This is a genomic window from Micromonospora sp. HUAS YX12 (genome assembly GCF_040215685.1).
Classification (GTDB): Bacteria; Actinomycetota; Actinomycetes; order Mycobacteriales; family Micromonosporaceae; genus Micromonospora; species Micromonospora tulbaghiae.
In genome coordinates, this window is the sequence record NZ_CP157974.1 from 434,555 (window position 1) to 452,513 (window position 17,959).

The 17,959-nt window shown below is 73.8% G+C and carries 19 protein-coding genes and 2 pseudogenes; 9 read left to right on the plus strand and 12 right to left on the minus strand.

Features of this window, described 5'->3' with window-relative positions; all coding sequences use genetic code 11:
- Window positions 1-73: 73 nt before the first annotated feature.
- Window positions 74-1,180 (minus strand): FAD-dependent monooxygenase, encoded by a 1,107-nt coding sequence (locus ABIH81_RS02140; RefSeq protein ID WP_349878770.1) that lies wholly within the window; start codon window positions 1,178-1,180, stop codon window positions 74-76.
- 328 nt (window positions 1,181-1,508) lie between these two features.
- On the opposite strand from ABIH81_RS02140, the gene ABIH81_RS02145 reads away from it, so the two are divergent.
- Window positions 1,509-2,657, plus strand: a complete 1,149-nt coding sequence (locus tag ABIH81_RS02145; protein ID WP_349878771.1) for a cellulose binding domain-containing protein — start codon at window positions 1,509-1,511, stop codon at window positions 2,655-2,657.
- 60 nt (window positions 2,658-2,717) lie between these two features.
- On the opposite strand, the gene ABIH81_RS02150 is transcribed toward ABIH81_RS02145, so the two are convergent.
- Window positions 2,718-3,500, minus strand: a complete 783-nt coding sequence (locus ABIH81_RS02150) for an aldo/keto reductase (protein ID WP_349878772.1) — start codon at window positions 3,498-3,500, stop codon at window positions 2,718-2,720.
- 78 nt (window positions 3,501-3,578) lie between these two features.
- Here ABIH81_RS02150 and ABIH81_RS02155 point away from each other — a divergent pair.
- From ABIH81_RS02155 to ABIH81_RS02170, 4 genes and pseudogenes are all read left to right on the plus strand, one after another.
- Window positions 3,579-3,838, plus strand: a pseudogene (locus tag ABIH81_RS02155) (DNA polymerase ligase N-terminal domain-containing protein); the annotation flags it as partial.
- Between the two features lie 19 nt (window positions 3,839-3,857).
- Window positions 3,858-5,294, plus strand: a complete 1,437-nt coding sequence (locus ABIH81_RS02160; RefSeq protein ID WP_349878773.1) for a recombinase family protein — start codon at window positions 3,858-3,860, stop codon at window positions 5,292-5,294.
- A 434-nt stretch (window positions 5,295-5,728) separates the two neighbouring features.
- Window positions 5,729-6,790 carry an AAA family ATPase gene (locus tag ABIH81_RS02165; protein WP_349878774.1) on the plus strand — a complete coding sequence of 354 codons (1,062 nt, stop codon included), beginning with the start codon at window positions 5,729-5,731 and terminating at the stop codon, window positions 6,788-6,790.
- 183 nt (window positions 6,791-6,973) lie between these two features.
- Entirely contained in the window at window positions 6,974-7,171 is a 198-nt protein-coding gene (locus ABIH81_RS02170) for a hypothetical protein (RefSeq protein ID WP_349878775.1), read from the plus strand.
- A 25-nt stretch (window positions 7,172-7,196) separates the two neighbouring features.
- Here ABIH81_RS02170 and ABIH81_RS02175 read toward each other — a convergent pair whose 3' ends face one another.
- From ABIH81_RS02175 to ABIH81_RS02190, 4 genes are read right to left on the minus strand one after another with little or no spacing between them, the layout of a single operon-like run.
- Window positions 7,197-7,400 (minus strand): hypothetical protein, encoded by a 204-nt coding sequence (locus ABIH81_RS02175; protein ID WP_349878776.1) that lies wholly within the window; start codon window positions 7,398-7,400, stop codon window positions 7,197-7,199.
- The gene (locus ABIH81_RS02180; RefSeq protein WP_349878777.1) at window positions 7,397-7,804 is read right to left on the minus strand and encodes a hypothetical protein; all 408 of its coding nucleotides are present in this window, start codon (window positions 7,802-7,804) and stop codon (window positions 7,397-7,399) included. The genes ABIH81_RS02175 and ABIH81_RS02180 overlap by 4 nt, the downstream gene beginning before the upstream one ends.
- Before the next feature lie 41 nt (window positions 7,805-7,845).
- Window positions 7,846-8,148, minus strand: a complete 303-nt coding sequence (locus ABIH81_RS02185; RefSeq protein WP_349878778.1) for a hypothetical protein — start codon at window positions 8,146-8,148, stop codon at window positions 7,846-7,848.
- Window positions 8,145-8,354 (minus strand): hypothetical protein, encoded by a 210-nt coding sequence (locus ABIH81_RS02190; protein ID WP_349878779.1) that lies wholly within the window; start codon window positions 8,352-8,354, stop codon window positions 8,145-8,147. Before ABIH81_RS02190 ends, ABIH81_RS02185 begins: the two co-directional genes overlap by 4 nt.
- A gap of 47 nt (window positions 8,355-8,401) precedes the next feature.
- Between ABIH81_RS02190 and ABIH81_RS02195 the strand changes: the two are divergent.
- Together ABIH81_RS02195 and ABIH81_RS02200 are read left to right on the plus strand one after the other, a co-directional pair.
- A pseudogene (locus tag ABIH81_RS02195) lies at window positions 8,402-8,983 on the plus strand (ATP-dependent DNA ligase); the annotation flags it as partial.
- An 8-nt stretch (window positions 8,984-8,991) separates the two neighbouring features.
- Window positions 8,992-10,173 carry a threonine synthase gene (locus tag ABIH81_RS02200; RefSeq protein WP_349878780.1) on the plus strand — a complete coding sequence of 394 codons (1,182 nt, stop codon included), beginning with the start codon at window positions 8,992-8,994 and terminating at the stop codon, window positions 10,171-10,173.
- A 36-nt stretch (window positions 10,174-10,209) separates the two neighbouring features.
- Here the strand turns inward: ABIH81_RS02200 and ABIH81_RS02205 are convergent, their stop codons facing one another.
- On the minus strand, window positions 10,210-10,602 hold the full coding sequence (locus ABIH81_RS02205; protein WP_174535537.1) for a cupin domain-containing protein: 393 nt from the start codon (window positions 10,600-10,602) through the stop codon (window positions 10,210-10,212).
- Between the two features lie 249 nt (window positions 10,603-10,851).
- Window positions 10,852-11,256, minus strand: coding sequence for a hypothetical protein (locus tag ABIH81_RS02210; RefSeq protein WP_349878781.1), 405 nt, complete (start codon window positions 11,254-11,256; stop codon window positions 10,852-10,854).
- 281 nt (window positions 11,257-11,537) lie between these two features.
- Here ABIH81_RS02210 and ABIH81_RS02215 point away from each other — a divergent pair, with 281 nt between their 5' ends.
- Window positions 11,538-12,551 carry a hypothetical protein gene (locus ABIH81_RS02215; RefSeq protein ID WP_349878782.1) on the plus strand — a complete coding sequence of 338 codons (1,014 nt, stop codon included), beginning with the start codon at window positions 11,538-11,540 and terminating at the stop codon, window positions 12,549-12,551.
- A gap of 2 nt (window positions 12,552-12,553) precedes the next feature.
- Here the strand turns inward: ABIH81_RS02215 and ABIH81_RS02220 are convergent, their stop codons facing one another.
- Window positions 12,554-12,835 carry an iron-sulfur cluster biosynthesis family protein gene (locus ABIH81_RS02220; protein WP_047894073.1) on the minus strand — a complete coding sequence of 94 codons (282 nt, stop codon included), beginning with the start codon at window positions 12,833-12,835 and terminating at the stop codon, window positions 12,554-12,556.
- 316 nt (window positions 12,836-13,151) lie between these two features.
- Here ABIH81_RS02220 and dacB point away from each other — a divergent pair, with 316 nt between their 5' ends.
- A complete protein-coding gene (dacB, locus tag ABIH81_RS02225) occupies window positions 13,152-14,735 on the plus strand; it encodes a D-alanyl-D-alanine carboxypeptidase/D-alanyl-D-alanine-endopeptidase (protein WP_349878783.1) in 1,584 nt (527 codons plus the stop codon).
- Window positions 14,736-14,756: 21 nt separating this feature from the next.
- Here dacB and ABIH81_RS02230 read toward each other — a convergent pair whose 3' ends face one another.
- The 3 genes from ABIH81_RS02230 to ABIH81_RS02240 form a co-directional block, all read right to left on the minus strand.
- A complete protein-coding gene (locus tag ABIH81_RS02230; RefSeq protein ID WP_349878784.1) occupies window positions 14,757-15,068 on the minus strand; it encodes a hypothetical protein in 312 nt (103 codons plus the stop codon).
- Between the two features lie 87 nt (window positions 15,069-15,155).
- A complete protein-coding gene (locus tag ABIH81_RS02235) occupies window positions 15,156-16,055 on the minus strand; it encodes a hypothetical protein (protein ID WP_349878785.1) in 900 nt (299 codons plus the stop codon).
- 134 nt (window positions 16,056-16,189) lie between these two features.
- The gene (locus ABIH81_RS02240) at window positions 16,190-17,035 is read right to left on the minus strand and encodes a hypothetical protein (RefSeq protein WP_349878786.1); all 846 of its coding nucleotides are present in this window, start codon (window positions 17,033-17,035) and stop codon (window positions 16,190-16,192) included.
- Between the last annotated feature and the right edge of the window lie 924 nt (window positions 17,036-17,959).

Here is a 17,959-nt window from a genome sequence, read left to right on the forward strand (position 1 = left end):
GTCATCCGCAAGGAGGATAGTCCCCGGTAGGTGGCCCCGCCGCGTGGGGTGGGCGGCTACGATCTCCCACCCTTCAGAGCGGACCGGTCAGGAGCCGGTAGTGCTCCCGGAAGATCCGCCCGCCGCGTCCGCGCAGCAACGGGTCGCGCAGCGCCGGCGGCACGTCGCGGGTGCGGTTGCGGTCCCGGGTCCGGTCCCGCACCCAGCGGGTACGCGGCCGCCGACGACTCTCGTACGCGATCAGGGCGGCGTCGACGCTGCCGGCGGCCCGCAGCGACTCCGCGAGGACGACGGCGTCCTCCAGCGCCATGGCCGCGCCCTGGGACAGCGTCGGAGCGGTGGCGTGAGCGGCATCACCGACGAGCAGCACCCGGCCGTGGAACCAGCGCCCCAGCTCGACCTCCTCGGTGCGCTCCACGGAAACGGTCTCCAGCGCGGCCAGCACCTCGGGCACCGGGCCACCGTAGGCGCCGAACAGTTCGTGCAGGCGGGCGAGCGGGTCGGCGGGCAGGTCGGTGCCGGCCTCGTCGGCATAGCAGTAGAGCCGTCCGGCGCCGAGTGGCACCACCAGGAACCCGGCCCGCTGGCCGAGCAGGGCGGTCCAGTCCGCGATCCGGGGGCCGCCGCGCACCAGGGCGCGGTAGACCACCTGCCCGGCGGGGCGTGGTGGTCCGCCGAGCGCGGCGAGCGTCCGTACCGCCGAGCGGGGCCCGTCGGCGCCGACGACCAGGTCGTACTCGCCGCCGGTGCCGTCGGTGAAGCCGACGGCGACCCGGCCGGGCATCGGGTCGACGGTGCTCACCTCGGCGCCGTGGCGCACCGCGCCGCCGGCGCCGGTGAGCAGCACCCGGTGCAGTTCGGCCCGGGGCAGCGCCCGGCACTCCCCCACGCCGGCCCAGAGCGCGTCGAGATCGACCTCGCACAACGGCGCTCCGGCGGCGTCGAGGAAACGCTGCCGGTGGATCACCTGGCCGAGCGGGCGCAGCGGCCCGTCGAGGTCGAGCCGGCGCATCGCGCGGGCGGCGTTGCCCGGTAGGTAGAGCCCGGAGTCGATCGACTCGGTGGGTGGCAGCCGCTCGGTGACGTCGGGCCGGAACCCCGCCAGGCGCAGCGCCCGGGCCACGGCGAGGCCGGCGATGCCCGCGCCGACGACGAGGATGCGCAGGGGGGAACCACCCATCACGGGGTACGCCTCCGGAGGGGGATCGGAACGCGTTGGAGGCAAGACATTACTCGCCGCGACCAGGCGGCGGAAGTGCCCGTGCGCCCTGGCGCGGGCCGCCGGTCGGCGGCACACCCCGTCCCACCGGCAGGAATCCCGCCTCCATCTGGGGGAAGGGGCGGACGCGACCCGCGCTCGCGCCACCGGCCGGACGCGGAGCGTTAACGAGCCCGGCGCATTTGCGCAATGATTTGAGACATGTAAATGTATTCCCTGCACCGTGGGAGCGCTCCCGCCCGTATCACCGACCGAACCGGCGCCGTCCCGCGCCGAGCCAAGGAGCATCATGAAGCGTCCACTCAGGGCCCTCGCGGCAGCCGGACTGCTGGCCGCCGGCACCCTCGTCGCCGTCGCGCTCGGCGGCACCGCCTCCGCCGACACCCAGATCTGCGAGCAGTACGGATCGACCACGATCGGCGGCAAGTACGTGGTGCAGAACAACCGCTGGGGCACCAGTGCCCAGCAGTGCATCAACGTCACCTCGACCGGCTTCTCCATCACCCGGGCGGACGGCTCCGCGCCGACCAACGGGGCGCCGGTCGCGTACCCGTCGATCTTCGTGGGCTGCCACTACACCAACTGCTCGCCCGGCACGAACCTGCCGGTGCAGGTGAAGAACATCAGCAGCGCGCCGTCCAGCATCAGCTACAACTACGTCAGCGGCGCGATCTTCAACGCGTCGTACGACATCTGGCTCGACCCCTCGCCCAAGCGCGACGGCGTGAACCAGATGGAGATCATGATCTGGCTCAACCGGCAGGGCTCGATCCAGCCCATCGGCTCGCCGGTCGGCACCGCCAGCATCGCCGGCCGTACCTGGGAGGTCTGGCGCGGCAGCAACGGCTCCAACAACGTCATCTCGTACCTGTCGCCGTCGGCCATCCCCAGCTTCAGCTTCGACGCGATGGCGTTCATCAACGACACCCGTAACCGGGGCGCGATCACAGGCGACTGGTACCTGACCAGCATCCAGGCCGGCTTCGAGCCGTGGCAGGGCGGCGTCGGGCTGGCGGTGAACTCGTTCTCGCAGTCGGTGAACACCGGTTCCAACCCGCCGCCCACGTCGGCCCCGCCGACCACCGCGCCGCCGACCACGCCCCCGCCGTCGGGCGGCGCGTCGTGCACCGTCACCTACAAGGCCGCGAACGTGTGGAACAACGGCTTCACCGCCGACGTGACGGTCAAGAACACCGGCTCCGGCACGATCAACGGCTGGACGCTGAACTACAACCTGCCCTCCGGGCAGACCGTCACCAACGCGTGGAACGCCACGGTCAGCCAGAGCGGCTCGGCGGTGACCGCCCGCAACGCCGGCTACAACGGCACGCTGGCACCCGGGGCGTCGACCAGCTTCGGCTACCAGGCGACGCTGAACGGCAGCTACTCCGCGCCGAGCAGCTTCACGCTCAACGGCTCCACCTGCGCCCGGGGCTGACCACCGCACGCGGCAGGGGGCGCGGTCCGCAGCGGACCGCGCCCCCTGCACGGGTACGCCTCAGCCGGCGAGGGCATCGATGTCGCGCATCTCCTCCGCGGTGAGCGAGAACCCGAACACGTCGACGTTGGCGCGGATGCGCTCCGGCGTGACCGACTTCGGGATGACCACGATCTCGTGGTCGATGTGCCAGCGCAGCACCACCTGGGCCGGCGACACGTCGTGCGCCTGGGCGATCCGGACCAGCACCGGGTCGGACAGGTCGCTGTTCTTGAACGGGCTGTACCCCTCCAGCGCCACGCCCCGGTCCCGGTGGGCGGCGTACGTCTGCCTGTCGTACAGCGACGGGCTCCAGCGGATCTGGTTGACCGCGGGCGTCTCCTCGGTGGCCTGGATCAGCTCGTCGATCTGGTCGATCGAGTAGTTGCTCACCCCGACCGTGCGAGCCATGTTCTCGTCCCGCGCGGCGAGCATCTCCCGCCACACCGGGATGCTGTCACCCGGCGCGGACGGCGGCCAGTGCACCAGCCACAGGTCGACGTAGTCGGTCTCCAGGGCGGCCAGGCTGGCCTCGATGGTCTCCCGCTCCCGGCCCACCCGGTCCGGCGGCAGCTTGGTGGTGATGAAGAGGTCCTCGCGGCGCAGCCCGCTCTCCTTGACCGCCCGCCCGACCTCCTTCTCGTTGCCGTACATGGTGGCTGTGTCGATGTGCCGGTAGCCGGCGTCCAGCGCGGCGAGCACCGCCTGGAACCCGGCCTCGCCGGTGGCCTTCCAGGTGCCGAAGCCGAGCAACGGGATCCGGACGTCGCCGGCGAGCGGGAGGGTGGGCTGGTCGCTGTCCATGTCCCCCGTTCTACCCCGGTTCGCCGTGCACACACCGGCATCCCGGCGCGCACGGCACGTCTGGGGGAGGATGCGGGGATGGCGGACCGGCTGGAGGAGTACCGGCGGAAACGGGACGCCGCGCGTACCCCGGAACCGGTGCCCGAGCGGGCTCCCGGGCGGAAGCGTCGGCGCGGCACGCGGCCCGCTTCGTCATCCAGCAGCACCACGCCCGGAGCCTGCACTGGGATCTGCGGCTGGAGCACGACGGCGTGCTGGCCTCGTGGGCGGTGCCGCGCGGCCTGCCCCGCGACCCGGGCCGCAACCACCTGGCCGTGCACACCGAGGACCACCCGATGGTGAGTACGCTATCCCCTTATGAGGCTCGCTGCAATCTACGAACGCATCAGTGACGACCGGGAAGGCCGAGAGCTGGGCGTCGACCGGCAGGGCAAGGACTGCCAGGCGCTGGCCCAGCGGGAGGGCCTGACCGTCGTCGACGTCTACCGCGACAACGACATCTCGGCCAGCACCAAGTCCCGCAAGCCCCGCCCGGAGTACGACCGACTCATCGCCGACGCGAAGGCCGGGAAGTTCTCCGTGATCGTGGCCTACACCAGCGGCCGGCTCACCCGCCGACCCCGCGAGCACGAAGACCTGATCGACCTCGCCACCGGGTACGGCATCACCTACCGCTACGTGCGGTCGCCGAGCTTCGACCTGAACACTGCGCAGGGCCGAGAGATCGCCCGCACCATGGCCGCCCGGGACGCGGGCGAGGCCGAGGAGATCGCCGAGCGGGTTGCCGCGGAGGTGCTCGACCGCGCCGAGCGGGGCGAGTACCACGGCGGCCCGCGCAGCTACGGCCTCGCCGCGAACGGCCAGGACCTGATCGAGGCCGAGGCCGAGGAAATCCGCCGCTGGTACGCGCACGTGCTCGCCGGCGGCTCCCTCGCCGGTCTGCAAGCCGACCTCAACCGCCGCGGCGTGCCGACCGCCACCGGGCGCGGCAAGTGGCGCGCCCCGGTGATCCGGAAGATCCTGCTCAAGCCCCGCAACGCCGGGCTGCGGATCCTCAACGGCATCGAGTACGCGGCGCCGAACCCGCCGATCGTCCCCGAGGCGACGTGGCGGGCCGCGAAGCAGCTCCTGGAGGACCCGGGCCGGCGGATCCATCAGAGCGGCCCGGCCCGGCGGCACGTCGGCACCGGCCTGTTCCTGTGCGACCGCTGCGACGTCACCGTGAACGTCACCTACGGGCCGACCGGCGACCTGAAGTACCGGTGCATGACCTGCTTCCGGCAGTGGCGCGCGGACCCGCTGCACCGGTGGCTCGACGACACCGTTGAGGCGCTGCTAGCCAAGGAGGACGCCCGGCAGCGGCTGCTACCCCGACCGGCGGAAGGCGTTGACCTGCAAGGGCTGTGGGCCGAGGCGGCGGCCATCCAGAGCAACCTGACCGAGCTGGCCGCGGAGTTCGCGCTGTCCCGGGGCGGCGCGGTGAAGGCGGCGCTGAAGGCCGGCATGGACCGGGGACAGGAACGCCTCGACCAGATTCAGGCCGAGATCACTGCCGCCGGCCGGGTGGATGCCACGTCGGCGCTGCTGGCCGCGGCTGACCCGGTGGCGGCGTACCGGGCGATCACGGACGTGAGCCTGAAGCAGTCGGTGTGGCGCTCGATCATGGTCGTGCGGCTGGGTGAGCCGATCCGGGGCCGTGCGGCGTGGGATGCCACGAAGTTCCTGGGCGCGTCGCGGTGGCGGAACGACGACCGGACGTGGGCGGACATCTGGGCTGCGGACGACCAGAGTTGAGGTTGCCCAACTGGCACCCAATCGATCTTCCTTGCTAAGCTGCGTAGGACGTCGACGATGGAGCTCTGGTCCCAATGACCCGAGGCCGTCTTAACGACGCCTTCCTTTCAAAGCGTGCCACCTACGCCGCGCAGAAGCGCCACCACGGCACGGACCACCCCCGCCACGCAAGCCGCATCCCGTGAACTCCGGGAAGCTACGCTTGCCCGGCACATCACCCGTCTGGTCGATCAGGCCCCGCCGTTGACCGACGAGCAGCGCGCCCGGCTGGCCGGTCTCCTGATGCCGGCCGCCGGCCAGGCGGGTGAGGCGGCGTGAGGCACGAAGAAGGCCGCCCCCGCAACGGTGGGGCGGCCCTCACGACGGCCGGACGAGCTGTCCCGCAACAGCCTACCGCCGATCACCGACCAACACGGACGCCACGAGGTCGCACGGTGACCGCCGCCGTCCAGGACGTCACCCGGCAGGCCGAACAGATCGTCATCGGCACCGCCATGACCACCCCCGCGCACGCTGACGAGATGCTCGGCCTGGTCGCCGTCGACCAGCTGGGCACGCCCGCGCACCGCGCGATCTGGCGCGCGGTCGCAGGTCTCCGCCAGCGTGGCGAGCCGACCGACCCGGCCGCGGTGGCAGCCGCGCTGCTCGCCGCCGAGGAGCTGCACAAGGCAGGCGGCGCCGCGTACCTGCACACCTGCATGGAAGCCGTGCCGGTGACCGCGCAGGGCCCGCACTACGCCGGGCTCGTGACCGAGGCGGCGCACCAGCGCGGCACGCAGCTGGCCGCCGAGGTCACCCGGCGGGCCGGTGAGACCGCCGACCCGATCGCCCGGCGGGCGCTGCTCGACCAGGCCCGCGCCGCGCTGGACGCGCTCGAAGCCCGCAGCCCCGGACAGCAGCCGAGCCACCTCGACCGGCTACGCGCCGCGCTGCTCGACTCCGCCGGCCTCGACACGATCCCCGACCCCGAGCCGCTGATCGGGGAGGACGTCCTCTTCCGCGACTCGCTGGTCTGGGTCGTCGGCAAGCCCGGCCACGGCAAGTCGTTCGTGGTGCTCGACATGGCCGCCGCGGTGGGCACCGGCGAGCCGTGGCAGACGTACCCGGTCCAGCAGGGCCCGGTGGTGTTCCTGGTCGCCGAGGGTGCCCGGGGCACGAAGAAGCGCGTCCGGGCGTGGGAGACGGCGATGGGCCGGCGGATGGAGAACGTCTACTTCCTGCCGCTGCCCGTGCAGTCAACGAACCGGGCCGAGTGGGACGCCCTGGTCGAGCTGTGCCGGGAGATCGGCGCGGTCATGGTCGTCATCGACACGCAGGCCCGGGTGACGGTCGGGGTGGAGGAGAACTCCAACACCGAGATGGGGCACTTCGTCGACCAGGCCGAGAAGCTGCGCGCAGCGTCGGCGGCGTGCGTGGTGATCGTGCACCACATCGGCCGCAACGGTGAGACCCGGAGCAGGTGCTCCCGGTCTGCGGGCGTGCCCGGGTGTCCGTAGCGGGTGGCCTGCGGCGGTGTGTCCGGGGCAGGCGGGGCCGGGCTCACCGGGTCTGCTGGGTCCGGCCCCGGGTGCGGGCCGGGTGCGACGAATACCGGTCGCAGGTCCGGGCGGGCCGGGACGGCAGGCCCGGGTACGGGCGGCGTCGGCTCGTCGACGGCCGGCAGGGTCAGCGGCACGGCGGTGGCCGGCACCGTGGTGGGCGCCGGTACCGCGGCGGCGTTCCGGTCGGCGGTGGCGCGCAGCAGCGCCAGCAGCTCCCCGGCCTTCGGCGCGCCGATCCGGAACTGCCGCATCAGCTCGTTGCGGGACGGCACCGCGCCCAGCTCGTCGGCCAGGGCGCGCGCGGCCGGCACCAGCTGGTCGACGGGCTGCGGGTAGCGGGTGCCGTTGATCGTGGGGGCGGTCACCGGTCGGTACCTCCGGTCAGGTCAGCGAGGGCGCGGGTGAGGAGGCACAGGGCGGTGTAGCGGCGGCGGATGGCGCGCAGGTGCCGCGCCCGCTCGTCGGCGTGGGCGTTGGTGGCGAAGGCGTACTCCTGGGTGGCCTCGCCGTACCGGGCCGCCATGTCCAGCACGGCGCGGCGCAGCTGCTCGGCGCGGGCGGTCACCGGCGGCCGTCCCGGTCGCGCAGCCACTGCTCGACGTCGGCGGCCAGCTGCCCGCCGTCGCCGTCCGGGAGCGGGGTCACGCCGGCGGCGTCGGCCACGTCCAGGAAGTCGTCACCGGCCGGAGCGTCGCCGAGGAACGCGTCCAGTAGCGACGTGTCCCCGGCCTCGGCGGCGTCGGCCGCGTCGACCAGGCGGCGCAGCTGCTCCTCCCGCTCCCGGTGCTCGCGCGCCTCATCAGCGCGGCCAGCCTCGTATCCCAGCTCGTACCCGCTGGTGCGCTCGATCAGCGTCCGCGCGTCCAGTTGCGCCTGATCCCAGCCGCGCAGGTACTCGCCGGCCAGGTCGTCGCCGGTGAACCGTTCCCGCCGGGGCCGCGACGACAGGGACCGCCCCGCCGGCCGCACGTTCCGGTATCCCGGCCGCCACCACCGTGGCGTCCGGCGGCTCACCGCGCCACCCGCTGAGGTCGCCGCCCCGCCCCGCCGAGGGCGACCGGTCCAGTGTCCGGCGTCGTGTCCCGGGCGACCCGGTGCGGGCGCTGCGGACCGGCCGCGAACTCCACCGCCGGCAGATGCGACCCGGTACCGGCCACGATCACGTCGGCGCGCCCGTCAGCGATCATCGCCAGCGCGGTGGCCGCGTCGGCGATCGCCGCCAGCTCGTAGCCCTGCTCTGCCACGTGGGTGGCGCAGGCGCCGAGCCAGCGGGCCCGGTCGGCGTCGACCATCACCACGACCGCCCGGGTCACCGCTGGCCGCCCTTCGCCCGCTCGGCCAGGGTGCGGATCCGGTACGTCAGGATGACCGCCTGGTCCAGGGTGACCAGCTGCACCATGGTGTCGGCCGGGTCGACGCCGACGAACGTCAACGCCACCAGCACCGTCGGGGAGTCGACCAGCTGGACCAGGTGGGCGGTGAGGCCGCAGACGTCGTCCGGGCCGGGCCTGACGCCCATCGGGACGGACTGGTGCTCGCCGCGGTCGCCGCACGCCTTCCGGTCCCAGGCGCACCGACCCGGCGCCGGAGGGCTGGACGCCGATGCCCGAGCTGGTCCGCCCGATGCGGCCCGCCGAGGGCGGGCGGCTGCCGCGCGACGCCGCCGCCTGGGGGTACGAGCTGCGCTGGGCGGGCGTGCGCGCGATGGCGTACGTCTCGGGCGGCCGGCTGCGGCTGCTCGACGGCGACGACGCGGAGGTCACCGGGGCGTACCCCTGGGCGCGGGCGATGGCCGAGGCGCTGGCCCCGGCCGAGGCGGTGCTCGACGGCGTGCTGGTACGGATCGACCCGGCCGGGCGGGTCCGGCCGCCGACCCGGCGCGACGGGCAGTTCCTCGCCGTCGACCTGCTCTGGCTGGAGGGCGTGTCCAGCCTCGACGTGCCGTACGCGCAACGCCGTGACCTGCTCGACGGTCTGGCGCTCACCGGTCCGCACTGGCAGACTCCGCCGTGGTTCCCGGGAGTCGGCGCGGACGCCCTACGGGCCGCCCGTGAGCAGGGGCTCCCGGGGGTGGTGGCGAAACGCCTCGACTCCCCGTACGAGCCGGGCCGGCGCAGCCGGCACTGGCTGAGCATCGACGCGAGCTGAGGACCACCGTGCACCTGACGCACCTGGAGTGCCCGCGCTGCGGCCGTGAACACCCGGCCGACGTGTTGCAGAACCTGTGCGGCTGCGGCTCGCCGCTGCTGGCCCGCTACGACCTCGCCGCGGTGGCCGCCACCGTCGCCCCGGAACAGTTCGGGCTGCGCCCGGCCGACCTGTGGCGCTACCGGGAGCTGCTGCCGGTGGCCGATCCCCGGTTCGTCACCACGCTCGGCGAGGGCTGGACGCCGATGTGGCGCGCGCCGGCGTACGGGCACGAGATCAGCATCGCGGACCTGATCGTCAAGGACGAGGGGCTGACCCCGACCGGGTCGTTCAAGGCGCGCGGCGCGTCGGTGGGCGTGAGCCGGGCCCGGGAGCTGGGCGTGAAGCGGATCGCCATGCCCACGAACGGCAACGCCGGCGCGGCCTGGGCCACGTACGCGGCGCGGGCCGGGATGGGCGCGACCATCGCCATGCCGCTGGCCGCGCCGAGCATCTGCCGCGAGGAGTGCCTCGCCGCCGGCGCCGAACTGCGGCTGATCGACGGCCTGATCAACGACGCGGGCCGGGACATCGCCGAGCTGATCGCCGGGTCGGGCGGAGGGATCTTCGATGCCGGCACGCTGCGCGAGCCGTACCGCCTGGAGGGCAAGAAGACCATGGGGTACGAGATCGTCGAGCAGCTCGGCTGGCAGGTGCCCGACGTGATCGTCTATCCCACCGGCGGGGGCGTCGGGTTGATCGGCATCCACAAGGCGCTGCACGAGCTACGTGAGCTGGGCTGGGTGGAGGACCGGCTGCCCCGGCTGGTCGCGGTGCAGTCCACCGGATGCGCGCCGATCGTGCGGGCGTTCGCGGCCGGCGAGGAGCGCGTCACCCCGTGGGAGGACGCGCGTACCGTCGCGTTCGGCATCACGGTGCCCGCCCCGCTCGGCGACGAGCTGATCCTGTCCGCGCTGCGGGACAGCGCCGGCACCGCGATCGCGGTGGACGACACGGAGATCCTCACCGACCTGCGCGACTTCGCCGCCCGGGAGGGGCTGCTGCTCTGCCCGGAGGGCGCGGCCTGCCTGACCGCCGCCCGGCACCTGCGCGCGGGCGGGTGGATCCGGCCCGGTGAGCGCGTGGTGGTGCTCAACACCGGCGCGGGCGTCAAGTATCCGGGGCTGGTGCACAGCGGGGCGCCCGTGTGACCTGGTAGGTCGCGGCGCCCCGCTCGAGACCTGCGGTCAGGAGGTGGGCGGCTCGTCCTCGCCCGCCGCCTCGGCGGCGTCCGCCTCCTCCTTCGTCTTGTGCACCGCGCCGTCGGCGTGCTCCGGCGGGCCGTAGACCGTGTAGAGCACCAGCGGGTTCGGCCCGGTGTTGACGAAGTTGTGCTTCGTGCCGGCCGGCACGACCACCAGGTCGCCGGAGACGACCTCCTTCTTCTCCCCGGCCACCCGCGCCTCGCCGGTGCCGCTGACGAACGTGAGGATCTGGTCGATGCCCTCGTGGACCTCCTCGCCGATCTCGCCGCCCGGCGGGATGGTCATGATGACCAGCTGGGTGTGCTCCCCGGTCCAGAGCACGCGGCGGAAGTCGGGACTCTTCTCGGCGACTGTCGCGATCGTGAAATGCTCCATGGTCCGCTCATACCCCGATCAAGCGCCCGCCACGCCGGGAGTCGCAGATGGTGGAATTCCCCACGCCGATCCGGTTTGGATCCCCTCGGAAGGGGCATGTGCTGCCCACAAGACCGGTGCGGGCTGGGCCGGTCGAGCCAGGTCCCCGCCGGCGTACCGCCGTACGGCTGCGGTGGTGGGAGACGGCCGGAGCGCGGCGACGTTACGACCGGGGGTCGTGCGGCGCCGTGCGCTCGTCTGCGCGTCCGGTCAGGCGAGCACGGCCAGGTGAAAGGGACGGTCCACGTGCCCGCTCGTGCCGTGCGTCTCGACGAACACCGCGTTGGCGATCCCGGAGCGCGGCGCCACAGTGATGACACCCTGCGGGACCAGCCCGTCGGCCGTCCCGGGGCCGACCGTCCCGACGTACGCCGCTGCGGCCACGTCCTGGTCGAACGCGACCTGGTACATACCGGCGGCGAGCCGGGTGGCCGAGGTGGCGCCGAGGCCGCGGACGAGCCTTCCGTTGGCGTCGACCACGGCGAACAGCATTCGCGCGGTGGCCGGCAGCCCGACCGCCGAACACGAGTTGATCTCGGTGTCGGCGCGCCCGGCCTCCCGCATGCTCGGGATCGGCTGGCCGGTGGTTTCCCTCCTTGGCCTACGGCTGGGCATGGTGATCCTCTCTCCCGCCGGTACGCCGACAGGAGGCGTTCGTACGCGTCCGGGCGATCGTCGGCGATCACCCTCGATGATTCCGACGCTATGTCGGCGAACCGCCCGGCAACCAGCCGCAGAACTGTCCGATCACTGACAGGGGGCGGCTCTGAGCTGCGGAAACATCGACTGGATCGTCGATTCGCCGCCGGCTCCACGGACCGCTGCGGCACCCGCTCGTCACACCGGAGCCGACCGGAAAACCATGACGCAGCGCAATCATCTGGCTACATTGAAGTATGGTGCAGCCGCTCCGAGGCCGGCCGACGGTCTACCGCCCGGTGCTGGCCGCGCGGCGCGGGGAACTGGAGGCGCTGACCCGCCTCGACGACGCCTCGGCCGCGATGCTCGCACCGGTCCTCGACGTCCCGGCCGGCACGCAGTCCATCGTGGACACCCTCGGACGCCTGCCCGGGCTGCTGCCCGCCGTCGACGTGTCGGCCCTGCCGGATGACACCGAACACGATCCGGTCCGCTGGGGCGTACCGCTGGTGCCGGTGATCGGTCTCGCGGACAGCGACCGGCGGCTGGCCGCGCACGGCGCGGCGGCCCGGGCCTGGGCGCACCACGCGGTCGTCCGGTTGCACCTCGGCCCGGACCGGGCCGGGCCGGACGCGGCCACGGCGGCGGCGGAACGGGTGTGGCGGGTGACGGGTCTGCTGCCCGAACAGTGCGACCTGCTGCTGGACGCCGGGGACGTGTGCTGCCGGGCCGACGTCCGGCTGGCCGAGCCACGGATCCGGCGTGCGGCGCAGTGGGCCCGGCGGCACGCCTGGCGTTCGGTGACGATGGCGGCCGGTGGGATGCCGCCGGCCCTGTCCCGGCTGTCGGTGGACGAACCGGTCCGCGTGGACCGCTACGACTGGTCGCTCTGGCGGCGCCTGGCCGACCTGGGCCTCGGGTACGGCGACTACGGCGTGGGCTGCGCGGTGCGGGACGCGGAGGAGCCGGGCGACCGGACACCGACGCTGCGCTGGGCCGCCGACGACGCGTGGTGGGTCTACCGCTGGTCGCGGCGGGGCGGGCGGGGCGACGAGCGCTTCGCCGACCTCTGCCGCACGTTGACGGCCGCGCCGCACTGGTCGCCGGCCGGGGCCGGGTTCTCCTGGGGCGACCACGAGATCGTCCGGCGGGCCCGGCGGGGCGCGGGCGCGGGCTCACCGGCCAACTGGATCGCGTGGAGCACCTCGCACCATCTGGCGCACGTGCTGGCCGCGCTGGTCCGGCCGGAACCGGACCAGCGCGCCGGCTGAACTCACTCCTTCTCGGTGAAGCCGAACTGGACCACGCCCTCCTCGTCGACCACCGCGTCCACCGACGTGTCGTTGAGCAGCTCGGCCGCGTCCGAGTCGAGGAAGATGCGCGCACCCTCGGTGTCCACCACCTGGTCACCCTGCACCGGTTGCGGCACCAGCTCGATCGAGAGCGAACCGGCGTCGGTGTCGGCGGCGATGCGCAGCCCACCCGCGTCGGCGACGTCCTGCTGGGCGGCGAGGTCACGGATCACCAGGACGGCGTTGTCGGTCATGGTCAGCATGGTTGAACTCCTCATGGCTCGGTGTCGGGTTTCGCGGGCGACACGGCCCACGCGGTCGGCTCGCGACCCGGAAGCGGGCGAGACACGATCACGCCGCGCTGGAAGCAGGGCGGTTCCTCGGCCCTCATCCCCACCGTGCCCGCTGCCCGGCCATCCGTCAAACGGAACCCGATGATCGGCCGCTCCCCGGTGAACAGGTGTTTTCCCCGATCCGGACCGGGAACACCTGGGGTTTGCGGCGCCCGCGCCGGATGCCGCAAATAACCTTTCGCGCCGGGGTCTTTTCCGCAGGAAATCTCCGTGGCAGCATCCTTACATGCATCGTCGCCTATTTCCCCGGGCGCTCGCGGTGCTGGCGCTGGTCGCCACCGCGGCCGCCGCCGGCACCACCACCGCCACGGCCGAAGCGCCCACCCCGGCGCAGACCCGGCTGAACGCCACAATCGACGCGGTCCTCGCCGACAGCCGGCTCGACGGGGCGCAGGCGGGCGTGGTCGTCGTCGACACCGCCACCGGTCGCACGCTGTACGACCGCAACGGCACCCGGCGGCTCATCCCCGCCTCCAACACCAAGCTGCTCACCTCGGCCGCGGCGATGGAACTGCTCGGACCGGGCCACCGCTTCACCACCGAGGTGAGCGCCGACGGGCCGCGCCGCGCCGGGATGCTCCGCGGCGACCTCTACCTGCGCGGCGGGGGCGACCCCACCATGCTCGCCGCCGACTACGACCGGCTCGCCGAGCAGGTCGCCGCGGCGGGCGTACGCGTGGTCGCGGGCGATCTGGTCGCCGACGACACCCGGTACGACAGCGGCCGGCTCGGTCCGGACTGGACCTGGGACGACGAGCCCTACTACTACGCCGCCCAGGTGTCGGCGCTGACAGTGGCCCCGGACACCGACTACGACGCCGGCACCGTGATCGTGCACGCCACCCCGGGCACCCGGGCCGGCGCCCGGCCGAAGATCACCATGACTCCTGACAACGGCTGGTTGCGCATCGACAACCGGGCCGAGACGGTCGCCGACGGCGAGACCACCATCTCCTTCGAGCGTGAGCACGGCGGCAACACGGTGGTGGTGACCGGCCAGATCGCGGTCGGCCAGGCCGCCGAGAGCGACTGGGTGACGGTGTGGGAGCCGACCGGGTACGCCGCCGACGTGTTCCGCTCCGCGCTGCGGCGGCACGGCGTACGGGTGCTCGGCCGGACCGTGCTCGGCACCGCCACCCCGGACACCGCCGAGCCGCTCGCCCGGCACGACTCGATGCCGCTGGCCGACCTGATGGTGCCGTTCCTCAAACTCTCCAACAACGGCCACGCCGAGGTGCTGACCAAGGAACTGGGCCGGCAGTTGTCCGGATCCGGCACCTGGGCCGCCGGGCTGTCCGCGATCAGCGGCTACGTGGGCGACGCCGGAGTGGACACCGGCACGCTGCGCCAGCGCGACGGGTCCGGCCTGTCCCGGCGCAACCTCGTCCCGCCGGCCCAGTTCGTCACGCTGCTCTCGGCGGTCCGCGCCGAACCGTGGTTCGACGCCTGGTACGCCGCGCTGCCGGTGGCCGGCAACCCGGACCGGTTCGTGGGCGGGACGCTGCGCAGCCGGATGGGCGGGACCGCCGCCGCGAACAACGTGCACGCCAAGACCGGCAGCCTGACCGGCGCGTCGGCGCTCTCCGGCTACGTCACCGACGCCGACGGACGGCTGCTGGCCTTCTCGATCGTGCTGAACAACTACCTCACCTCGTCGGTGAAGGGGCTGGAGGACCAGATCGCGATCGCGCTCGCCTCGTACACCGAGAAGGAGACGGCGACGGCCCGGCGGACCGTGCCGGCCGCGCCGGAGTCGCCGCGCGTACCGGAGGGGCGGGAGTGCTCCTGGGTGAAGCCCGCGCTCTGCTGACCGGCCGTACCGCCCCGGCGCTCAGGCACCGGGGCGGTACGGAGGCGGGTCGGCGGCGGGGTCGCCGCGCTCGACGAGCGCGTCGATCTCGGCCGACGGCAGTCCGCGCAGGGTGAGCACCCGGCGGCCCCACACGTGCAGCCGACACGGGTGCGGGCTGGCGTCGTTGCGGCAGATGGTCCCGCCCGACCAGGCCCGCGGCGCGTGCACCACCACCGCCCGCACCGCGAACTGGACGTCCTCGACCGTCACGTACGGCGGCATCGGGATCTCGCGCAGCACGTCACAGCCGGCGCGCGGGCGGGCGGGGGCGACGGGGGCAGGGCCGGTCATCGGTCGGGCCTCCACAGAGGATGGTCGGGCGGGACAACCGAAACGTACGACGCCCGGCCCGGTACCCGACGGACAAACTGTCCCCACTCAGCGCAGCGCCACCGCCTGGAGGCTGACGTTGCCGCAGTCGCCCAGTGATTCCTCCACCGTCCAGCTCAGCAGCAGCTTCGCGCCGCGCGGGGCGCGGAACCTGACAGTGAACTCGGTGGTGAGCGCGGTGTGCGGATCCTCCATCCGGAGCGTGGTCACCGGGCCGCCGCCGGAGACGCGCACGTCGAGGCGGCCACGGGCCATCCAGAGCCCGGCGTACAGACGCACCGTGCGCTGGTGCCCGTCGGCGGCCACCGCCAGGTTGAACCCGCTGCCCCGGTTGCAGGTGTAGACGCCGGACATGGTGCCGCTCGACGACGCGACCGGGTTGCCGTCGCGCCAGGCGTACGCCTCGGGGTTGTTGCTGAAGCTCTCCCGCCGCCCCCGGCCGCCCTCGTCGCGGATCTCGCCAGAGCCACCCCGCTTGCGGACCGTCCGGTCGGCACCCGCGAGGCCCCAGTGGACCCAGTCGGTGGGGCCGGCGGCGGTGAGGTCGACGGTGGCGGGCACCTCCGCGCGGGTCACGGTGACTGTCGGCGGCAGCGCGGGCGTCGGCGACGGCGTGGACGGCGTCGGGCTCGGCGACGGCGGCCGCTGCCGGGGACGCAGCCCCGGGTTGACCACCCTGTCGTCGGCCTCGTTCGGCAGCCCGACCCGGCCGGGTGGCGCCACCGGCACTCCGGCGTGCTCCTCGCGCGGCGTGTCGTGCCGTTCGACGCCGAGGTAGACCGCCAGCGCCGCCAGGCAGAGGAACGCGGCCAGCCCTTCCAGCATGAGCCGACGCCGGCGGCGCAGTCGGCGCAACGCGGACCGGGTACGCGGAAGGCCGTGCCGGTGCGAGCCGGGGCCGGTACGCGGACGGTCCTCCTGGCCCACCACACCCTCCACTTCGGTCACGACACCGACGGATACGACCGGTGCGTGACGGGCTTCACGGTGTCACCGGACGGCTCTTTGCGCCATATGTCGAGTGACGGGCGTTTCCAGTTCGTTACCTGACGGCCGCGAGCCCGGACCGGCCGCCGGGCCGCTCAGCTTACCGTGATCGCCTGCAACGCCACTCCGTCGTTCTGCCCGCCGGTCACGGTCAGGGCGTGCCACCTGATCAGCAGCCGCTCCCCCGGTGCCGCCCGGAAACGGATGACGTACTGGTAGAAGTGGTCGCCCGCGACGAGGGCGACCTCGCGGACGACGGGATCGCCGCCGCTGGACAGCGACAGGTCGAGCCGCGCGCCGGCCGAGAACGTGCCGACGAACAGCCGGACCGTACGCAGATCCCCGCTCCCGGTCACGCCGAGCGTGAAGCTCTTCCCGGCGCCGCGCTGGAAGACCCCGGCCCGGGTGCCGTCCTGGCGCGCCGTCGGCGTGCCGTCGGTCCACTGTAGATCGGTGGCGCCGGCGTTGTGCTCCAGCCGCTCGCCGCCCGGGTCCTGGATCTCGCCGGTACCGCTCGCCTTGCGATGGAAGCTGTCCGCGCCGTCGCCGCCCCAGTGCCGCCAGTCCCGCGTACCGAGCGCGGTGAGCGACAACGTTCCCGGCAGCGGCACCAGGTCCACGTCGAGCAGCGGCCCGCCGGGCGAGACCGGGTCGCCGGTGGCCGGCGTCTGATCGCCCGGCGCCTGCTCGCTCGGTGCCTGCTCGTTGGGTGCTGCCACCGGCGCGGTTTCCCGGGTCAGTGGGGGCGACGTGGGTGACCGGGCCGCGTACGCCAGCGCCGCCACCAGCCCGGTCACCGCAACCGCCGCCAGCACGGCGCGACGGCGCCGACGGCGGGCCCGGGCGGTGGCGACCCGGGTGGCCGGGGCCTCGGGCGGGGGCCGCAGCGGGCCGGCGATCGGGGCGAGCGTCCGGCTCAGCCGGGTCTTCGCCGCCCGCACCGCGGCGCGCAGCCGGACGCCGATCCCGCCGATCAGGTCGGCCAGACCGCCGGACAGGCGCGCCGGGATGCTCTCCTGGGCGGAGTGCCGGCCCGGTCTCGCCTCCGCGTCTGTCCCGTGCAGCGGTCCGAGGCCGGCCGGGTCGGCCGGCTTGTGGGCGGGGCCCGGCCGGACCGGCGACGGAGCGGACAGGTGCAGTCCGATCGGGGCCGGCCCGACCAGCGGAACCCGGCCGCCGGGCGGGCTCGGACAGGGCTCGGGACCGACTGGCGCCGAGGCGCCGCCAAGGAGCCGGCCCGGCGCGAGCCGGCCCGGCGCGATCTGGCCCGGCGCGAGCGGAGTCGACGCAAGTGGACCGGGCGCTTCCAGATCCCCCGCGGGCGCCGGCTCGTCCGGGTCGGCCGGCGGGCGTTCCCCGTCCGGCGGGATCGCCGACCGGGTACGGAGGGCTGCGTGTCCCCGGGCAGGCGGCGTGGACCGACGGGCCGCTCCGGGGCGTCGGCCGGTTGGTCCGGCGTGGGCAGCCAGCCCCCGACCCGGATCCCGGTCCCCGCGATGTCGTCCTCAGCCACCGACCCTCCCTCGGCCACCGGCGGCGAGCGGCCCGCCCCGTGGCTCGCCGTAGGGAGGATGACACAGAACGCGATCATGGAGAAGGCATCAGTCCCCGCAATTCCCACGCCCCTAAGGGCTCCAAGCACCCCACGGGAGAGATCTTGGAAGAATTGCGCCCCCATAGGGGCCGTTTCGTACCAAGATCTCCCGCAGCCCGGGGCGGCGGACGCACCCGCCCCGGCCCACCCCCGCCAGCCCCGTCGATCATGAGGTTAGCGGCGACAAACCGGACACCAATTGCCGCCAACTTCATGATCAATCCCGGGTCGGCGGGGTCGGCGGGCGGGCCGGGCGGGCCGGTGGGCGGGG

Coding starts and splice junctions, on each gene's coding strand:
- ABIH81_RS02140 (WP_349878770.1), bottom strand. CDS start 1,180: ATGGGTGGTTCCCCCCTGCGCATCCTCGTCGTCGGCGCGGGCATCGCC.
- ABIH81_RS02145 (WP_349878771.1), top strand. CDS start 1,509: ATGAAGCGTCCACTCAGGGCCCTCGCGGCAGCCGGACTGCTGGCCGCC.
- ABIH81_RS02150 (WP_349878772.1), bottom strand. CDS start 3,500: ATGGACAGCGACCAGCCCACCCTCCCGCTCGCCGGCGACGTCCGGATC.
- ABIH81_RS02160 (WP_349878773.1), top strand. CDS start 3,858: ATGAGGCTCGCTGCAATCTACGAACGCATCAGTGACGACCGGGAAGGC.
- ABIH81_RS02190 (WP_349878779.1), bottom strand. CDS start 8,354: ATGGGCGTCAGGCCCGGCCCGGACGACGTCTGCGGCCTCACCGCCCAC.
- ABIH81_RS02205 (WP_174535537.1), bottom strand. CDS start 10,602: ATGGAGCATTTCACGATCGCGACAGTCGCCGAGAAGAGTCCCGACTTC.
- ABIH81_RS02210 (WP_349878781.1), bottom strand. CDS start 11,256: ATGCCCAGCCGTAGGCCAAGGAGGGAAACCACCGGCCAGCCGATCCCG.
- ABIH81_RS02215 (WP_349878782.1), top strand. CDS start 11,538: ATGGTGCAGCCGCTCCGAGGCCGGCCGACGGTCTACCGCCCGGTGCTG.
- ABIH81_RS02220 (WP_047894073.1), bottom strand. CDS start 12,835: ATGCTGACCATGACCGACAACGCCGTCCTGGTGATCCGTGACCTCGCC.
- dacB (WP_349878783.1), top strand. CDS start 13,152: ATGCATCGTCGCCTATTTCCCCGGGCGCTCGCGGTGCTGGCGCTGGTC.
- ABIH81_RS02230 (WP_349878784.1), bottom strand. CDS start 15,068: ATGACCGGCCCTGCCCCCGTCGCCCCCGCCCGCCCGCGCGCCGGCTGT.